The organism is Microbulbifer mixtoriginis (SeqCode) (assembly GCF_052466695.1).
The window spans coordinates 683,137-701,732 of the sequence record NZ_CP174285.1 but is presented as its reverse complement, the minus strand read 5'-3'; the positions used below and the strand labels follow the sequence as shown (position 1 = coordinate 701,732).

The 18,596-nt window shown below is 51.8% G+C and carries 16 protein-coding genes; 2 read left to right on the top strand and 14 right to left on the bottom strand.

The window, feature by feature from the left end; translation table 11 throughout:
• Window positions 1-75 precede the first annotated feature (75 nt).
• A complete protein-coding gene (locus ACJJI0_RS03040) occupies window positions 76-606 on the bottom strand; it encodes a hypothetical protein (protein ID WP_444884613.1) in 531 nt (176 codons plus the stop codon).
• Window positions 607-682: 76 nt separating this feature from the next.
• Window positions 683-973 carry a hypothetical protein gene (locus tag ACJJI0_RS03035; protein WP_444884612.1) on the bottom strand — a complete coding sequence of 97 codons (291 nt, stop codon included), beginning with the start codon at window positions 971-973 and terminating at the stop codon, window positions 683-685.
• A 1,137-nt stretch (window positions 974-2,110) separates the two neighbouring features.
• On the opposite strand from ACJJI0_RS03035, the gene ACJJI0_RS03030 reads away from it, so the two are divergent.
• On the top strand, window positions 2,111-3,091 hold the full coding sequence (locus ACJJI0_RS03030; RefSeq protein WP_444884611.1) for an integron integrase: 981 nt from the start codon (window positions 2,111-2,113) through the stop codon (window positions 3,089-3,091).
• Window positions 3,092-3,171: 80 nt separating this feature from the next.
• Here ACJJI0_RS03030 and ACJJI0_RS03025 read toward each other — a convergent pair whose 3' ends face one another.
• From ACJJI0_RS03025 to ACJJI0_RS02970, 12 genes are all read right to left on the bottom strand, one after another.
• Complete coding sequence (locus ACJJI0_RS03025; RefSeq protein ID WP_444884610.1) at window positions 3,172-3,618, bottom strand: GNAT family N-acetyltransferase; 447 nt, start codon at window positions 3,616-3,618, stop codon at window positions 3,172-3,174.
• 82 nt (window positions 3,619-3,700) lie between these two features.
• Window positions 3,701-4,165 (bottom strand): thioesterase family protein, encoded by a 465-nt coding sequence (locus ACJJI0_RS03020; protein WP_252081947.1) that lies wholly within the window; start codon window positions 4,163-4,165, stop codon window positions 3,701-3,703.
• Window positions 4,162-5,559: a Si-specific NAD(P)(+) transhydrogenase gene (gene sthA / locus ACJJI0_RS03015; RefSeq protein WP_252081948.1), complete on the bottom strand. Its 1,398-nt coding sequence runs from the start codon at window positions 5,557-5,559 to the stop codon at window positions 4,162-4,164. Before sthA ends, ACJJI0_RS03020 begins: the two co-directional genes overlap by 4 nt.
• Window positions 5,560-5,695: 136 nt before the next feature.
• Entirely contained in the window at window positions 5,696-5,938 is a 243-nt protein-coding gene (nqrM, locus tag ACJJI0_RS03010) for a (Na+)-NQR maturation NqrM (protein ID WP_252081949.1), read from the bottom strand.
• Window positions 5,938-6,996, bottom strand: a complete 1,059-nt coding sequence (locus ACJJI0_RS03005) for an FAD:protein FMN transferase (RefSeq protein ID WP_444884609.1) — start codon at window positions 6,994-6,996, stop codon at window positions 5,938-5,940. Before ACJJI0_RS03005 ends, nqrM begins: the two co-directional genes overlap by 1 nt.
• A 14-nt stretch (window positions 6,997-7,010) precedes the next feature.
• Window positions 7,011-8,234: an NADH:ubiquinone reductase (Na(+)-transporting) subunit F gene (gene nqrF / locus ACJJI0_RS03000; RefSeq protein ID WP_252081951.1), complete on the bottom strand. Its 1,224-nt coding sequence runs from the start codon at window positions 8,232-8,234 to the stop codon at window positions 7,011-7,013.
• Window positions 8,235-8,251: 17 nt separating this feature from the next.
• Window positions 8,252-8,860 (bottom strand): NADH:ubiquinone reductase (Na(+)-transporting) subunit E, encoded by a 609-nt coding sequence (gene nqrE, locus ACJJI0_RS02995; protein WP_020413086.1) that lies wholly within the window; start codon window positions 8,858-8,860, stop codon window positions 8,252-8,254.
• A gap of 3 nt (window positions 8,861-8,863) precedes the next feature.
• Complete coding sequence (locus ACJJI0_RS02990; RefSeq protein WP_252081952.1) at window positions 8,864-9,520, bottom strand: NADH:ubiquinone reductase (Na(+)-transporting) subunit D; 657 nt, start codon at window positions 9,518-9,520, stop codon at window positions 8,864-8,866.
• A gap of 2 nt (window positions 9,521-9,522) precedes the next feature.
• The gene (locus tag ACJJI0_RS02985) at window positions 9,523-10,305 is read right to left on the bottom strand and encodes a Na(+)-translocating NADH-quinone reductase subunit C (RefSeq protein ID WP_252081953.1); all 783 of its coding nucleotides are present in this window, start codon (window positions 10,303-10,305) and stop codon (window positions 9,523-9,525) included.
• A complete protein-coding gene (locus ACJJI0_RS02980) occupies window positions 10,298-11,509 on the bottom strand; it encodes an NADH:ubiquinone reductase (Na(+)-transporting) subunit B (protein WP_252081954.1) in 1,212 nt (403 codons plus the stop codon). The genes ACJJI0_RS02985 and ACJJI0_RS02980 overlap by 8 nt, the downstream gene beginning before the upstream one ends.
• A gap of 2 nt (window positions 11,510-11,511) precedes the next feature.
• Window positions 11,512-12,852, bottom strand: coding sequence for a Na(+)-translocating NADH-quinone reductase subunit A (locus tag ACJJI0_RS02975; protein WP_444884608.1), 1,341 nt, complete (start codon window positions 12,850-12,852; stop codon window positions 11,512-11,514).
• A 393-nt stretch (window positions 12,853-13,245) separates the two neighbouring features.
• Complete coding sequence (locus ACJJI0_RS02970; RefSeq protein ID WP_444885908.1) at window positions 13,246-14,706, bottom strand: glyceraldehyde-3-phosphate dehydrogenase; 1,461 nt, start codon at window positions 14,704-14,706, stop codon at window positions 13,246-13,248.
• 306 nt (window positions 14,707-15,012) lie between these two features.
• Between ACJJI0_RS02970 and mfd the strand changes: the two genes are divergently transcribed.
• Entirely contained in the window at window positions 15,013-18,492 is a 3,480-nt protein-coding gene (gene mfd, locus ACJJI0_RS02965; RefSeq protein ID WP_444884607.1) for a transcription-repair coupling factor, read from the top strand.
• The last annotated feature ends 104 nt before the right edge of the window (window positions 18,493-18,596 follow it).

Genomic DNA, 18,596 nt, shown 5'->3' with positions numbered 1-18,596 from the left:
TAACGTCGCAAGCACAGGCCGGAGCACAAAGTGCGTAGGTCCAGCCAGCTTTGCTGGCGATTGTGCCTTGCCTTGTTAACCATTGCTTGGCAGTACCTCCACTACTAGGGGAAAACCTAAAAGCCCCTTGCGCATTTTTACCGTGACCTGCTGACCTATTGTGAAATTTTTGTTTTCAGTTAAGTGCTTTACGACAACATCATTATCAGTAAGCTCTATATATTGAAACTGGTCGTAACGAATGCGACGCTCGCCTTTTTTCGAAACAACGAAGCCTTGTTCATAAGTGGCAAAGACATTAGGTACGTTGTTTAAAAGCGATACGGCAACCATCGTAAACACGATACAAAGCGATAAGATTAGCTCTGTGTGAAATACACCCTTATACCAGGGTAGCTTACCGCTGTAGTCCAGCATGACGTACATTGACTGGGCATTTCTATGCTTTTTGTATAAATAGATAGCCACACCGACTACAAGGCCCAATAAAATCCCTAAAGCAGTTAAGTAGCTACCATAAAGCACTTCTGAATTGAGCAGGAATCCCATTTGGATCGTCACGCCAATTACTACTCCGATTCCTGCGATGGATACTGGTGTTCTCATAGATGGTTAACGCCTGCAGCAAAGGCGGAGCGTCAGCGACGTCCAGCCCGCTTGCGGGCGATTTTGCCTGCACTGGTTATGCGTGTTTGCTAATACCATAATATTTTTTGCAGTCTTGCCAAAATTTACTAACAACTGAATTATTATTGTCGTGATAGTCTTCAAAGAAACCTGCCTCGTTCCACTCAATGGGATAGGCATACCTCTCTCCATCTTCTCCATACTCTTTAACCCAAAACTCTGGTTCAGTTGGGTCGATTACTTCAAATGAGCTTGGCTCATATAAGCAAGGGTCATTATTATCATTTATGATTCTGTAATCATCGCACTCTATGCCGAGGACAATATACTCTTTTCCTGTAGTCATGGAATGCTTATTGTCTATAAACCTAACTTTCATAAATACGTATAACGTAGCCAGCAAGGGCAGCCGAAGCAAAGCGTAGGCTGTCCAGCCCAGCCACCGGCTGGGCGATCTTGCCTGGCCTGGTTATAGCTGGCGCGCACAGAACAACCTACTTGCTCTTTGCCAGCCAACGTTGGCTGGCCACTGCCCGATAAATCTACTGGGAAAAATACCATACTTTTCCCACCGGTTAACTAACTGACTGGCACTCCACAATGCTGCAGCTAGCTTGCAGAACTTGTTGGCTTTAAACGAAGGCACTTGAACGAAACTGCGGTACCAGTTTGCAGGAGAACTCTCTGGTGAAGTGTATTCAGGTAGAGATTGTTACTTGCAGCAACTACAAACTATCTAAAAATTGACCGCCACAATAACGTTGCCAGCGTGGGCTGTCCCGCGGAGGCGCGCAGCGCCGGAGCGTACTGCCTGGCCTGGTTATGTGCTGCTATGCCCACTATTGTTTCCTTCGCGTAACATTGATTCAAAGAGAACTATTAAGAACGCCCCACTTACGACGGGAAAGATAATACCAAAAACGAGCATAACCAAGGCTACGCGCTTACTCCCAGCTTTGTATCGCCTGTAGCCTTCAACGAAGGGGTACAGAAAGAACCCTGCTAGAACTCCGTAGATAATTAATGTGGGAACTTTGAATAGGATGCCGTCTCGAAAGCCATCAAGGCCAAACAGATAGATTGCCGGGTAAAGCAAACCCGCGAGCACGAAAACAACAATCAAATAGAGCCACTTGCTCAAAATATATCTCTCATGTTTGGGGCACATAACATTTATATAGTGATCATCATGACCACTATTATCCTGATTACTATTTCAGAAGCAATCCCACGACAGCCCCCTTTGAATCACTTTAAAATCATATAGTTATACAAAAATGATACGAAGGTGCAATGTGGAAATATGGTCACTGCGACCACTATCCCTAAATATACCACTTTACGTAACTCATTGTATTTAATGATTTTTTGAGCATATTTGCTAAACCTATCAAAATAACGGTCACGATGACCGAAATTCCAGCTCGCATCTGGTCATATTTTTTGCAAGACTGTATATATAACCAGAGTTGGGTGTGTTTAAATGGATGACATTCCTATACCGATCCCCAAAAGCTCCTCTCGATTTATGGATCGATTGCGAACTTTTATGCGATCAAAGTATTTGGCATACAAAACCGAGCAAACCTATTGCTATTGGATTAAAGACTTCATTCGCTTTAATCAGATGCGCCACCCAGAAGTATTAGGCAAGGCTGAAGTGAATAAGTGGCTTAGCCATTTGGCAACCAATCGATCCGTATCAATCAATACCCAAAAAACGGCTTTGAATGCAGTCGTATTTTTATACAAGCAGTTTATGGGCCTTGAACTAGGTGAGCTCAAATTTCACAGCAGCCACCGCCCCAGGCGGCTGCCGGTGGTTTTCAGCCATGTGGAGGCGACAGATATTTTGGGGCAGCTTACTGGCCCGGCAAAGCTTGCTGCATCTTTGATGTACGGTTCCGGTCTTAGGGTCATGGAAGCCGTGCGGCTTCGGGTGAAAGACGTTGATTTTACAGAGCAGTGTATATTCGTACGTGAAGCCAAGGGTGAAAAGTGGAGAAGGACCCTACTACCTAAATCTCTTATTGAACCATTAAGGGCCCAAATTCACTATGCTCTCTCGCTCCATCAGCAGGATCTCGTTGAAGGATATGGCGAGGTCTATCTCCCATTTGCGCTAGCCAGAAAGTTTCCAAAGGCTGCCATCAACCCCGTTTGGCAATATATATTTTCTGCTAGAGAGCGCTCGCTCGATCCTCGTAGCGATATCATACGAAGGCATGATATTGGAGAACAACAGATAAGGCGTGCAGTTGCCAAGGCTATTTCGAGCTTGGGTATACGAAAAAAAGCCAGCTGCCACACCTTCAGGCATTCATTCGCTACCAACCTATTACGATCAGGTGCAGACATTCGTAATATTCAAGAACTTCTTGGTCACAATGATATAAGTACTACGACGATCTACACACACGTGATTGGTGTTCATGAACGTGGGATTAGCAGTCCATTAGATTAGATTGAGCCCCAGGCATGACCTCTAAAAACGGCTGAGCTTTAAATCCTTCTCTCACTCTTTGCTAAAAGACCCGTTACTTTTTAACAGGGTACTCTGTAGTAAATATTTTCACAGTCAATCTCAAAACCTAAAGACTGATATAACTGACGTGCGCGATTGTTTCTTTTCTCTGTTTTAAGTTCAATACGAATGGCCTGAGTTTCCTTGGCAAAATCTATCGCAACCTGGATCAGCTTTTTAGAAACGCCCCTCCCCCTATAGCGGCTTGAAACACCTAAGTCATTTAAAATCCACAGGCGTGTAAGAGCAAGGGAAGAAAAGCTGGGATAAAGATTCACAAAACCCATTACCCCAGAACACTCGGAATCTATTGCTATAAAAAGTGTGGAAGCCTGACTGTCGATCAAGTTGCCCAGAAAAGACTCAGTTCCAATTAAGTCCGATTTATAGCCACAAAATACCCTGTATTCATCAAATAATTGAGCCACCTCAGGTACATGATGGCTTTCACATCGTAATATTTTCACAATGGCCCCTTGCAATTTACAAAAGCATTTCAGCTTACCAAATTAACTGCAAGCCAGTTCTTGCAGCTAATCCAAGGGGGCATCAGTAGAGAAATGTGGCAGTCCCAGTAGCAATTAATTCTTCCCGGTCATTACTCAACTCCATACGCGCAACCACGAGTTTATTGCCCGTGCGTAAAATCGAGCCTTCACAGAGAAAGTGCTCCCCCCTTCCGGGCTTTAAATAATCCACGCGCATATCTACCGTACCCAGCTTAGAAAGGCGATCGGCTTTTTCTTTCCAGTGCAGATCCCCCATGCGCTGATATGCAGCAACCATTGCGGTAAGGCCACCGACAGTATCCAGAGCAGTGGCAATTACGCCGCCGTGCAAAATATTCGTCCAGACGTTACCTATCAACTCCGGGCGTTGTTGAAAGCCGGCGGAGAGAGTAAGTGCCTCTAGGTCTAGGGAGCGCATTTCAAGGCCAATCTGCTGATTAAAAGGGATCTTTTCAAAAAATCCCTTTACCAACTCCTGAAATTCATGGGGAGAGGGCTCTGTCATAATCTTGCAACCCGGTTGAGACCATCCAGTGCGGCACTACGGTAGGCCTCTGCCATGGTGGGGTAGTTAAATGTGGTGTTAACGAAATAATCGATGGTGTTATTTGGCGAGGGCTGCTTCATGATAGCCTGACCAATATGCACAATCTCTGCCGCTTCGGCACCAAAACAGTGAATGCCGAGAATTTCACGGGTTTCAATATGGAACAGGATCTTGAGCATGCCCACGCGCTCACCAGAGATCTGTGCGCGTGCAGTGTGTTTAAAGAGCGCACGCCCCACCTCATAGGGTACCTTGGCGGCTGTCAGTTCGGATTCTGTTTTTCCTACTGAGGAAATTTCCGGCAGGGTATAAATACCAGTGGGCGCATCCTCGATTACACGGTGCCCGCGACCGGCAATAGCTGCTGCTACCGCCCTACCCTGGTCATAGGAGGCACTGGCAAGGCTAGGCCAACCAATAACATCGCCCACCGCAAAGATATTATCCACTTCAGTGCAATAGTGATCATCTACACTTAACTGGCCGCGGTGATTCGCTTCGAGGCCGACATTTTCCAGGCCCAGGGAGCTGGTATTACCTGTACGACCATTGCACCAGAGCAGCGCGTCTGCATGGATACGCTTACCTGATTGCATTTCCATAATCACGCCCTGATCATTGGGGAGCACACGCGCATACTCCTCCTGGTGGCGAACGGTAACGCCCATATCTCGCAAGTGGTAACTCAAGGCATCAGAGATCTCATCATCCAGAAATTCCAACAGGCTACTGCGGGTATTGATCAAATCTACCTTGATACCAAGACCAGCGAAAATAGAAGCGTATTCACAGCCAATCACGCCGGCGCCGTAGATCATGATGGAATGCGGTGTATGCTGCATATCCAGAATCATATCGCTGTCGTAGACACGCTCGTGATCAAAGTCCACATCTGCGGGACGATATGGACGGGAACCCGTGGCAATAATAAATTTTTTCGCGGTGACAATTTCTGTGGCGCCATCGGGCAGCTGTACTTCTACACTATTCGCATCGCGGAAATTTGCCGCCCCAACGATTAGCTCAACCCGATTGCGCGCATAAAAAGAGGTGTGCATTTCCACTTGATAGGAAATCACTTTATTGACCGTTTGCATCACCTGAGGAAAGGTTAGGCGGCGCGGTTCACCCAAAGCACGAAAAACACTCTGAGTGTTATAACGCATTAATTGTTTGACAGAGTGGCGCAGAGCTTTGGAGGGAATGGTGCCCTTATGGGTACAGTTACCGCCCACTACTTGGCGTTTTTCAATCACTGCGACACGCATGCCTTTTTTCGCAGCGCTCATTGCGGCGGCCTCACCAGCGGGACCAGAACCAATTACAACCAAGTCAAACTTTTGCTCTGCCATCTATAGCTCTAATTCTATTTTTCCAAAACGGAGTATGAGATTTAAGAATGCCTCACACTCAATACTAAAATCAGCACAGAAGGTGCCAATGATATAAAACAACAAGCCCGTTAATTACGGGCTTGGGAGAGATTGCTTACTTGCGCTTAGTCGCGTCGTAAGCGAGGTCTTCAGCGGCAACCTTTTGCTGACGCTTACGCTCTTGCTCTTTTTCGCACTCATCGTCGTTGCCACCACAAATGGTGCAGTCCTGCTTCATGCCGATATTATTCAGACCTCCACAGGAGCCTTTTAGTGGCTTATTTTGCACCATGGCGCCGAGTGCCATTCCGGCGACTACTAACAGCATGGCAATAAAAGCAAAGATAAATATTGTCATTACTCAGACCTCTCTAAGTAGGGTGCGAAGGCGCGGCTATAGCGCTCCTCGAAACCCTTATCAGTTTTTACCAGCATGAAAACAGCCAGGTTTTCACGTTCGGCCAAAGCCAACCCTTCTTCAGCCCCAAGTACATTGAGAGCGGTAGCAAGGCCATCTGCTTCAGCACAGGTATCTGCCAGCACTGTTACCGAGGCCAGCTTGTGCTGTAACGGTCGACCAGTTCGGGGGTCGATACTGTGTGCATAGCGCACTCCATCGCGTTCATAGTAATTCCGGTAATCACCACTGGTAGCCACCGCCTTACCACTAACACCAATGGGCTGTTGAACCATCTGGCCGAACGAGTCAGGTGCTTCAATACCAATTACCCAGGTCTTACCTTTTGGATTCACACCCAGGGTACGCAGTTCACCGCCGATTTCGACCAAGTAGTTGCGAATTCCCTGCTGCTCCAGCAACAGTGCAACCCGGTCGACGCCGTGCCCCTTGGCGATAGCCGAAAGGTCAATTTCTACCGGTCTCTGACGAGTGATCGTATCCGGTTTACGGGTCACTTTAAGTGCATCGGAGCCGACTACCTTTTGTAGGCCGGCTATCTCCACATCCGAAGGAATTTTCTCAGGCTCTGGTTGGGGACCAAATCCCCACAAGTTAACCAATGGGCCAACGGTAACCTCGAAGGCACCCTGACTGCGTCGATAAATATCCAGGGACAGCGTCACAATATCTACCAACGGCTCACTGACCGGGATGGCCTCACCTACAGGACCGCGGTTGAAACGCATCAACTCCGAGTCCTCGATATAGGTGGACATCTCCTGGTTGACCTGCTGCAGCTCATCGTCAATTAACGCTTGCAGCTCGCTACGCTTTACGCTTTGCGGTACATCGACAACAGTGATGTGATAGATGGTCCCCATGGTGCGGCCACTAATCTGCCAGTTTTCCGCTGCCGGAGTACAGGCAGTGAAAATTACAGTTGCCCAAAGCAAAAACAGGGCCGGAAGAACGGGCCCTGTTTTTGCTTTTATCGGGGCTTTGATTGCGTTTAGCAAACTAAGCTCTCCGTTTAACCACCGAAGTCATCAAGGAGGATATTTTCATCCTCTACGCCCAAGTCTTTGAGCATGCTGATTACTGCGGCGTTCATCATGGGTGGTCCACACATGTAGTACTCACAGTCTTCCGGAGCCGGGTGGTCCTTCAGGTAGTTTTCATACACCACGTTGTGAATGAAACCAGTGTAACCCGTCCAGTTGTCCTCTGGTTGCGGATCAGACAAGGCCACGTGCCACTTGAAGTTATCAAACTCAGCAGCCAGACCGTTGTAGTCATCTTCGTAGAACATCTCGCGCAGAGAACGCGCGCCGTACCAGAAGCTGATCTTGCGCTTGGAATTCAGACGCTTGAGCTGGTCGAAGATGTGTGAACGCATCGGCGCCATACCGGCACCACCACCGATAAACACCATCTCGTTGTCGGTTTCCTTGGCAAAGAACTCACCGAAGGGTCCGTACACCTTGATCTTGTCACCCGGCTTCAGGCTGAACACGTAGGAAGACATCTGACCCGGCGGGATACCCTCGGTGCGGGGCGGCGGAGTCGCAATACGGATGTTGAACTTAACAACACCTTTTTCTTCCGGGTAGTTAGCCATGGAGTAAGCGCGAACCACAGGCTCGGTCACCTTGGACTCCAGCTTGAAGAAGCCAAAGTGCTCCCAGTCACCGCGGTACTGGTCTTCTACTTCGAAGTCGGCAAATTTAACGTGGTGAGCTGGGGCTTCCAGCTGTACGTAACCGCCAGCACGGAAGTCAACGTTTTCGCCTTCGGGCAGACGCAAGGTCAGCTCCTTAATGAAGGTGGCAACGTTGGGGTTGGATTCCACAGTGCACTCCCACTGCTTCACTCCGAATACCTCTTCCGGCACTTCGATTTCCATGTCCTGCTTAACCGCAACCTGACAGGAAAGACGCTTGCCTTCTTTCGCATCGCGCGGGGTAAAGTGAGCCGCTTCAGTCGGCAACATATCGCCACCGCCCGCAGTCACTTTACACACACACTGCGCACAACTGCCGCCGCCACCACAGGCGGAGGCCAGGAACAGGTTATTGGCAGCCAGGGTTTGCAGCAGCTTGCCGCCGGCTGGCACGGTGAGAGTCTTCTCACCGTTAACCAAAATGTTGACGTTGCCGGTGTTTACCAGGCGCGAGCGGGCCGCAAGGATCACCGCCACCAGCGCCAGTACGATGACGGTAAACATCGCTACGCCGAGGATAATTTCAATACTCATTCTATTGTTTTCCCCGCTTAGATATCGATGCCGCCGAAGGACATGAAGCCCAGGGACATCAGACCAACGGTTACGAAGGTGATGCCCAGACCTTTCAGGCCATCCGGAACGTCACTGTACTTCAGCTTTTCACGAATACCGGCCAGAGCAGTAATCGCCAGTGCCCAGCCAAGGCCGGCACCGAAACCGTAGGCAACACTCTCACCGAACGCGTATTCGCGCTCAACCATGAACAGGGAGGCACCCATGATGGCGCAGTTCACGGTGATCAGCGGCAGGAATACACCCAGGGCGTTGTAGAGCGCTGGTACATATTTATCCAGGAACATCTCCAGGATCTGTACCAGTGCCGCAATTACGCCGATGTAAGACAGCAAGCCGAGGAAGCTCAGGTCCACGTCGGGGTAACCGGCCCAGGCCAGTGCGCCGTCTTTCAGCAGGTAGGTGTAAATCAGGTTGTTCACCGGTACTGTCAGAGTCAGTACCACGATAACCGCAACACCCAGGCCAATCGCAGCTTCGATCTTCTTCGATACGGCCAAGAAGGTACACATACCGAGGAAGAAGGCCAACGCCATGTTTTCAACGAAAACGGCGCGGATAATCAAAGAAATATAATGTTCCATGGATTAGGCCTCCTGCGCTTGGGAATTAGGCGCAATCTTGAACTCGTCTTGCTCAACCTGGGCAGGCTTCCAGGCGCGGATTGCCCAGATGAACAGGCCGATCAGGAAGAATGCACTGGGCGGCAATAACAGCAGGCCGTTGGGGATATACCAGCCGCCGTTGCTCACGGTGGTCAGGATATCTACACCGAACAGTTTGCCAGCGCCGAACAGTTCACGGATTACCGCGAGACCAATCAGGATAACGCTGTAGCCCAGACCGTTACCGAGACCATCGAAGAAGCTGGGCAGCGGCGGGTTCTTCATAGCGAAGGCTTCCGCACGACCCATTACGATACAGTTGGTAATGATCAGGCCAACGAATACGGACAACTGCTTGGAGATGTCGTATGCCAAAGCCTTGATCAACTGATCCACCAGGATTACCAATGAGGCAATCACGGTCATCTGAACGATGATGCGGATACTGTTCGGGATCTGGTTGCGGATCAGAGATACCGCAACGTTGGAACAGGCCACAACCGAGGTCAGAGCGATACACATTACCAGGGTTACCTGCAGCGAGCTGGTTACAGCCAGTGCAGAACAGATGCCCAGGATCTGCAGTGCGATCGGGTTGTTGTTAAAAATCGGCTCTAGCAGAGTCTCTTTGATTTTCATGCTTATGCCTCCCCTGCTTTCAGGTTTTTCAGGAAGGGACCATAACCTTGGTTACCCAGCCAGAAGTTCACCAGGTTGCTAACGCCCTTACTGGTCAGAGTTGCACCGGACAGGCCGTCTACTTCGTGAATCGCATTCGGGCTGTTGGGGTTAACCTGGCCTTTGATCACAGCGATATCTACGTCGCCTTGCTTGTTGAAGACTTGCTTACCAACCCACTGGGCTTTCCAGTTAGGGTTGTCCACTTCGCCACCCAGTCCGGGAGTTTCCTTGTGCTCGTAGAAGCCGAGGCCCGCTACGGTGTCTAGGTTGCTCTCCAGCGCGAGGAAGCCGTACAAGGTACCCCAAAGTCCGTAGCCACGGACAGGCAGAATGATCTTGTCCAGTTGGCCATCTTTCTCTACCAGGTAAACCTCTTTAATGTTTTCCCGACGGATAATCTTGGCGGTATCCTCGTCTGCCGGCAGTCTCTCACTGGCAGAGGGAATCTTGGAAGCAGCGCGACCGCTGCCGCCAGCCGGCGCTTCATCGGTGAACTTACCGGTGTTCAGATCAACGTATTTGATCTTCACATCGGCGAAGGCTTTCTCTACTTCCGCTTTGTTAGCGCGAGAGTCCTTCAGCAGGCCACCAGCCATCAGTACGTTGCGCTTCATGTCCAGCTCGGCATTCGCCTGCTGGGCAGGCTTCAGCATTACCGCCGCAGTGGAAACCACCACAGAGCACACCAGGCACATTACCAGCGCGACAATCAGAGTACCGGTTACGGAATCTTTATTAGCCACGTGCCAACCTCCGTTTGATATTGGACTGCACCACAAAGTGGTCAAACAGCGGAGCGAACAGGTTAGCGAACAAGATCGCCAGCATCATGCCTTCCGGGAAGGCCGGGTTCACTACACGAATCAGGACAACCATCACCCCGATCAGGATGCCGTACCACCAGCGACCAGTGTTGGTCATAGCAGCGGAAACCGGGTCAGTGGTCATAAAGATCAGGCCGAAAGCAAAACCGCCCACCACCAGGTGCCAGTACCAGGGTACCTGGAACATCGGGTTGGTTTCGGAACCGATCATGTTGAACATAAATGCGGTGGCCATCATACCCAGCAGAGTACCGGCTACGATGCGCCAGCTGGCGATCTTCATGCCCATCAGAATTACACCGGCAATCAGGATAGCCAGGGTAGAAGTTTCACCGATGGAACCATGTATCTTGCCGAAGAAAGCGTCGAACCAGGTTACCTGGCCAACCGCAGCATTCACGATACCGTTCTGGATACCTTCGCTGGCCATGACAGACAGCGCGGTAGCACCGGTGTAACCGTCAACCGCAGTCCAAACTGCATCGCCAGACATCGCTGCCGGGTAGGCGAAGAATACGAACGCACGACCGGTAAGTGCCGGGTTGAGGAAGTTTTTGCCGGTACCACCGAACACTTCCTTACCGATCACCACACCGAAGCTGATGCCCATTGCCACCATCCACAGAGGCAGATCCGGCGGACAGGTTAAGGCAAACAGAATAGAGGTTACGAAGAAACCTTCGTTCACTTCGTGACCGCGCACAGCGGCGAACAGCACTTCCCAAATACCACCCACAATAAAGGTGACCGCATAAATCGGCAGGAAGTACATGGCTCCGTAGACAAAGTTGTCCCACAGGCTCGCAGGGTTATAGGAGGTCAGAGCACCAATAATGGCGTGACGCCAGCCGGACAGATCCGGATTGGTCATACCTTCCAGAATAGTGTTGGCCTGGAAACCGATATTCCACATACCGTAGAAGGCAGGGATCATCGCACAAGCCCACACGGTGATCATAATACGCTTCAGGTCGATACCATCGCGCACATGAGAGGTGGTTTTGGTTTTATCAGCCGGCTGGAACAAGCCAGTATCAATGGCCTCAAAGAGGGCATAGAACTTTTCGAACTTGCCGCCTTTGTGGAATTTCGGTTCGATGGAATCGAGGAATTTACGCAACATACTTACCCCTCCTTCTCAATACGGGTCAGGTTGTCCCGCAAAATGGGGCCGTATTCGTACTTGCCCGGACACACAAAGGTGCACAGTGCCAGATCTTCCTCATCCAACTCCAGAGCACCCAGTTTCTGGGCCATAGCGGTATCACCCACGATCAGGGAGCGCAGTAGCTGGGTCGGCAGTACGTCCAGCGGCATGACCTTCTCATAAGTGCCGACCGGTACCATGGCACGCTCGGAACCGTTAGTACTGGTGGTGAAGTTGAACAGTCTGTTCTTGAACAGGCGCGAAAGGTAAATCGGGAAAACGGAGAAGCGCTTGTTACCGGCACGCAGATAGTGCAGGAAAGGACGCTCACCACCCTCTTCCAGCACAGATACCTGATTATGGTAACGACCCAGGTAACCCAAAGGACCTTCAGCAGTGCTGCCGCCAAATACGGAGCCGGAAATAACGCGGTCGTTATCACCTTTCAACTCACCGGAAGTCAAAGTTTCCAGGCTGGCGCCGAGACGAGTGCGCACAAGTCGGGGCTGCTTAACTTGAGGGCCGGCCAGGGAAACAACGCGATCGGTGAACAGTTTACCGGTGGTAAACAGTTTGCCTACGGCGATCACATCCTGGTAATTAATGGTAAATACACTGCGAGAACCGGAAACCGGGTTCAAGTAATGGATATGGGTACCGGACAGGCCAGCCGGGTGGGGGCCGGCAAAAGCTTCGCGGCGAATATTCGCAGCGCTCGGTACGGGGATATCTGCATCAGGAGCGGTACAGACGTAAGTGGTTTCCGCCAGCTTGGAAAGAATCTCAACGCCCTGAGAGAAGGCTTTGGGGTTCTCGGCAATGACCACTTCTGGGTTGGCAGCCAGAGGATTGGTGTCCATCGCATTGATAAACACCGCTTCCGGTTTAGCATCCAAAGCGGGCACGCGGCTGAACGGGCGGGTACGCAGTGCGGTCCACATACCGGATTCAACCAGGTTCTCAACGACCTGTTCGCGCGTCAGACCAGATAGCTTATCTGCGCTATAGCTCTGGAACTGTTCTGCTGCATCGCCGTCTATGCCAATCACAACGGATTGCAGAACACGGCGGGCACCGCGATTGATAGCAACAACACGACCGGCGGCCGGCGCGGTGTAGCGCACGCCTTCGGTTTTTTTGTCACTGAACAGTAGCTGACCAAGATTGACGCGATCCCCTACAGCCACTGCCATTGTCGGCTTCATCCCGTGATAATCGGGGCCGAGAACAGCAACGGTCTTGATCGCAGGTCCTTTGTGGATGACCTGCTCGGGCGCGCCGGATATGGGTAAGTCCAATCCCCGACGGATCTTTCTCATACGCCTATGCCTAAGTTTCTAGTTTATAAAATTGCAATAAAGCCCACCCGCCCAGGTTCAAACTGAAAAACAGTCAATCCCGGACTGGCGAGCCATACTGTGGAATTCTGTGCTGCGAGGGCTTATGCCGTTTCACCCGTAGACCGGGCGGAAGGAAGCTAACTAAAGGTTGTGCGCGCTAACTTCTCGGCGCACGGCCGCCCCGCAAAATCGCGCGCATTATAAAGATGGGGCAAAAGCTTTACCAGTCTGGAAGCGTCCAAAGTGGCACTAAGAAGGGAAATTTCTACTGAAAAAACAGGGATTTGGAAAGATGTGGGCGGACGGCTGTGACTGCCGCCCCACCCTCATGGTCAGCCCAAAGAGCCGACCTGCAGACTTTAAGCTGACGCCTTAGTCTTTCTTAGGGAACAACTCATAACGAACGCCAGCCATATCTTCCAAGCAGCGAACCACTTGACAGCTATAACCGAACTCGTTGTCGTACCAGCAGTAGAGCACTGCGTTCTTACCATCCACGATAGTCGCAGTGGAATCGAATACGCAGGCAACGCGGGAGCCAACAAAATCGCTGGATACCACTTCCGGGGAGTTGGTGAAATCGATCTGCTGACGCAGTGGCGAGTGCAGTGCCACATCGCGCATATATTCGTTCAGCTCTTCCTTGGTGGTCTCTTTACCCAGATTCAGGTTCAGGATCGCCATGGAAACATTAGGGGTTGGAACGCGAATTGCGTTACCGGTGAGCTTACCTTTCAGCTCGGGCAGCGCTTTGGCAACCGCCTTGGCGGCACCAGTTTCAGTCAGAACCATATTCAGCGCTGCTGCGCGACCGCGACGCTCACCTTTGTGATAGTTGTCGATCAGGTTCTGGTCATTGGTGTAGGCGTGTACAGTTTCTACGTGGCCGTGCTCAACGCCGTAACCGTCCATCATCGCCTTCAGCACAGGCACGATGGCGTTAGTGGTACAGGAAGCGGCAGACAGCACCTTGTCTTCCGGCTTGATGTCGCTACTGTTGATACCGTAAACGATATTCTTGATATCGCCCTTGCCCGGTGCAGTCAGAAGCACTTTGGAGGCGCCGGGGCTCTGCAGGTGCTGGCTCAGGCCTTCTTCATCGCGCCATACACCGGTACTGTCAACGATAATCGCATCGTTGATACCGTGCTGGGTGTAATCCACTTCCTGCGGGGAGTTGGCGTAGATAATCTTGATTTCGTTACCGTTACAGATCAGGGAGTTGGTCTCCTCGTCTACACGGATAGTGCCCTGGAAGGCGCCATGTACGGAGTCGCGACGCAGCAGAGAAGCGCGCTTCACCAGATCGTTGGGGGCCTTACCCTTGCGCAGTACGATAGCGCGCAGACGCAGAACGTCACCACTACCGGCCTTGTCGATCAGCAGGCGGGCAACCAGACGGCCGATACGGCCAAAACCGTAGATCACAACATCTTTGGATTCAGGCAGAGGCTTGCCGGCACCCGCTGCGTCGGACAGCTCTTCACGTACAAACTCATCCACAGACAAGCCGCGATCGTCGCGCATGTACTTGTTGGTCATGGTTCCCAGGTCGATATGTACGGGACCCAGCTCCATCTTGCAGATGGCTTCCAATACAGGGAAGGTTTCAAACTCGGAGAGTTCATTTTCCTCAACCTGACGCACGAAACGGTGCGCTTTCATAATGCTCAGCACTGAGCGATTAACCAGGTTGCGGCCGTACATATAAATACCGACGTTGCTCTCACGGTTGAGCTTTCCAATCATCGGGATCATGGATTCAGCCAGTGCTTCACGCTGTTTCCAGTCCTTGAAAAAGTCCGCGGGCTTCGGTCGCTTCTGAGTCACTATCGGACACCTCTGCAATGTGTTTAATAGGCAGGAAATCACGGCCCACAAACCACTCGGGGCCGTATGGCTGCGCATTATCAGTATTCACCCGCTGCTACGCAACTGCGCAAAAAAAAACCAAAAAAATGTAGTAAAACTACCTTTTTGTTGTCACAAGCCCTCGCGATACGCAACCCCCTAAAAATTGCAGCCGTTTGAGATCGAAACCACAGGCACAGATATCATAGACTGCAGCCCGATCCGATCGCGGCTACAATAGCCGCCCCTGGCACTACAGCAAATGAAAGCGCGGATATTTAAGGAACGATGACCGATATACAGCCCCTGACTCCCCCCAAATTTCACAGCACCACCGACCGGCAATTCTGGGGGCAACTTCACGGCGCAGCGGCCGCACTCGCCATTCTGAATGCTGCTCGCAACAGTCAATCCCCCACACTGCTGATCACTCGTGACAGCCTCGAAGCGCACCGCTTAGAGGTACAGCTGAAATTTTTTAACAAAGCGCGGAGAGATGCAGCCTCAGAGGGCGACTTTGAGATCTTTCATTTTCCAGACTGGGAAATTCTCCCCTACGATACCTTCTCCCCGCACCAGGATATTATCTCGGACCGCCTGGCCACCCTCTACCGCCTGCCGCAAATGGGGAGCGGCATCGTTATAGTGCCTGTAAGCACTCTAATGCATCGCTTGCCACCCAGTGATTACGTAGCCGGCAATGCGCTGATCCTCAATGAGGGGCAACAATTTGATATTGATATCCAGCGTCGCCTGTTAGAGCAGGCAGGCTATCACTGTGTAGATACCGTCTATGAACATGGTGAGTTTGCCGTGCGCGGCTCACTCATGGATATTTTCCCTATGGGCAGTCCACTGCCCTATCGCATCGATCTATTCGACGATGAAATTGAATCCCTGCGCACCTTTGACCCGGAAACCCAACGCACAGTGAATAAGGTGGAAACCATTCACCTGCTGCCCGCGAGAGAGTTCCCAATGCACAAGGCCGGTCTTTCCGGCTTTCTGCAGAACTGGCATGAACAATTCCAGGTGGACCCCAGTCTTGTGCCCATCTACCAGGATATCAGTGCAGGAATTGCCCCAGCGGGTATCGAATACTACCTACCACTATTTTTCGATAACAATTGCGCGAGCCTGTTCGACTACCTTCCCAAGAACAGCCAGGCTTTTATCCAGGGAAATGTGCAAGCACCTGTTGATAGCTTTTGGCGCGAGGTCAGCAACCGCTATGAGAGCCGCCGTGGCGATCTGACCCGCCCAATTCTTCAACCACGCCAGATTCTGCTGGATATCAATGAATTCAATGGCGCGCTCAAATCGATGCCAAGGGCCATCTTCTCTGCAGAGACGCTGCCCGATGCCCGGGGCAATTACAACTTTGCCACCCAAGTGCCTCCAACCCTGCCAGTAGACGGCAAGGCCGAGCAGCCAATGGCCGCCCTGGAAAGTTACCTGATAGAGTACTCGGGACGAGTGCTCTTCTGTGCCGAAAGCGGTGGGCGCCGCGAGGCATTGCTGGAGCTTTTAAAAGGTATTCGCCTGACTCCCCCAACCTATGCCAGCTGGGAAGAATTCCTCCAAAGCAGTGAATCCATTGGGATCACCGTAGCGCCCCTGGATCAGGGCCTGTTACTGACCGATCCAGCCGTCAACCTGATCGCGGAACCGCAGTTATTTGGCGAGCGGGTGCTACAACAGCGCCGCCGCAAAAAAGCCAAAGATGATGCAGACAATGCAGTCAAAAACCTGGCGGAATTGCGTATCGGCGCCCCGGTAGTGCATATCGATCAAGGAGTGGGACGCTACCGCGGCCTGCAACACCTGGAAATCGATGGACAACCTGCCGAGTTCTTGACTCTGGAATACGCCAATGAAGCCAAGCTCTATGTTCCCGTAGCCAGCCTGCACCTGATCAGCCGTTACTCCGGTGCCGATGAAGCCCTGGCTCCACTGCATAAAATGGGCAGCGAACAGTGGCAGAAAGCCAAGCGCAAAGCCGCCGAAAAAGTTCGTGATGCCGCTGCCGAACTCCTGGATATCTATGCGCGTCGTGAAGCCCGTGTAGGTCATGCTTTTGCCGACCCTAAGCTGGCTTATAGAGAATTTTCAGCCGGCTTCCCCTTCGAGGAAACACCAGACCAGCAGCAGGCCATTGAAGCCGTGATTGGCGACATGCAGTCGAAAAAGCCCATGGACCGACTGGTGTGTGGCGATGTGGGCTTTGGTAAAACCGAAGTCGCTATGCGTGCGGCCTTTGTCGCCGCCCATGCCGGCAAGCAAGTGGCCATGCTGGTACCCACCACACTGTTAGCGCAGCAACATTTCCAGTCTTTCCAGGATCGCTTCGCCGACTGGCCCATCAATATTGAAGTGATCTCCCGCTTCCGTTCAGGCAAAGAAGTGGACAGCGTGAAAGAGAAGGTAGCCAGTGGCAAAGTGGATATCCTTGTCGGTACCCATAAGCTTCTACAGAGCGACCTGGACTTTAAGAATCTCGGACTGCTGATTATCGACGAAGAACACCGCTTTGGGGTACGCCAGAAAGAGCGCCTCAAGAGCCTGCGCGCCGAAGTGGATATCCTCAACCTAACCGCCACACCGATCCCGCGCACTTTAAATATGGCAATGACCGGCATTCGCGATCTATCAGTCATCGCCACGCCGCCGGCGCGACGCCTCTCTGTAAAAACTTTCGTGCGCGAGCGCGACGATGCACTGGTGAAGGAGGCCATACTGCGGGAGATCCTCCGTGGCGGCCAGGTGTATTTCCTGCACAATGAAGTGAAAAGCATTGAGCGTATCGCCCGAGAATTACAGGAGCTGATTCCCGAGGCCCGCATCGGTATCGGTCACGGTCAGATGCGTGAGCGCGAACTGGAGCAGGTCATGAGTGACTTTTACCACAAGCGCTTTAACGTACTGGTGTGTACCACCATTATCGAAACCGGTATCGACGTCCCAACTGCCAACACAATACTGATCGAACGCGCAGACAAATTTGGCCTGGCCCAGCTGCACCAGCTGCGTGGTCGTGTGGGGCGATCCCACCACCAAGCCTATGCCTACTTGCTGACCCCCAACAAACGCTCAATGACTGGCGACGCAGTCAAGCGACTGGAAGCAATCAGTGAAGCCCAGGATCTTGGGGCTGGATTCACCCTGGCCACCCACGATCTGGAAATCCGTGGCGCCGGCGAGTTACTTGGTGAGGAACAGAGCGGGCAAATCCAGAGTGTCGGCTTCAACCTGTATATGGAGATGCTCGACCGCGCGGTAAAAGCCATTCGCGAGGGGCGCACTCCCAATATCGACGACCCCCTGGAGTCCCCGGCTGTAGATGTCAATCTGCGGGTACCGGCGCTGATTCCAGAGGACTACTTGCCGGATGTCCATGGCCGTCTAATGATGTACAAACGTATCGCCAATGCCGTTGATCGCCAACAACTGAAGGAGTTACAGGTGGAGATGATCGACCGCTTTGGTCTACTGCCAGAACCGGTCAAACACCTGTTCCGCACCACCGAAATAAAACTGAAGGCCGATAAAATGGGCATTCGTAAATTGGAAGCCTCCGCCGCCCGAGGTCGCATCGAGTTTGCCGAAAATACCCAAGTAGACCCCCTCACCCTGGTGAAATTGGTGCAGACACAGCCTGGACGCTACCAGCTGGCCGGCGCCAACCAGCTGAACTTCAGCCTCGATGAAGAGGGCGCCGACCGCAAGCTACAGGAAATAAGCGAAGTGCTGGAGCGCTTAGCCCAGTGATAGTATCCGGCAGCTAGTGACCTGATCGATCGACAGGGGGGCCACCCCCTGCCACAATCCCGGCCTATATAGCTGGCCGCGAAATACTCACCCTGCTCTGACGA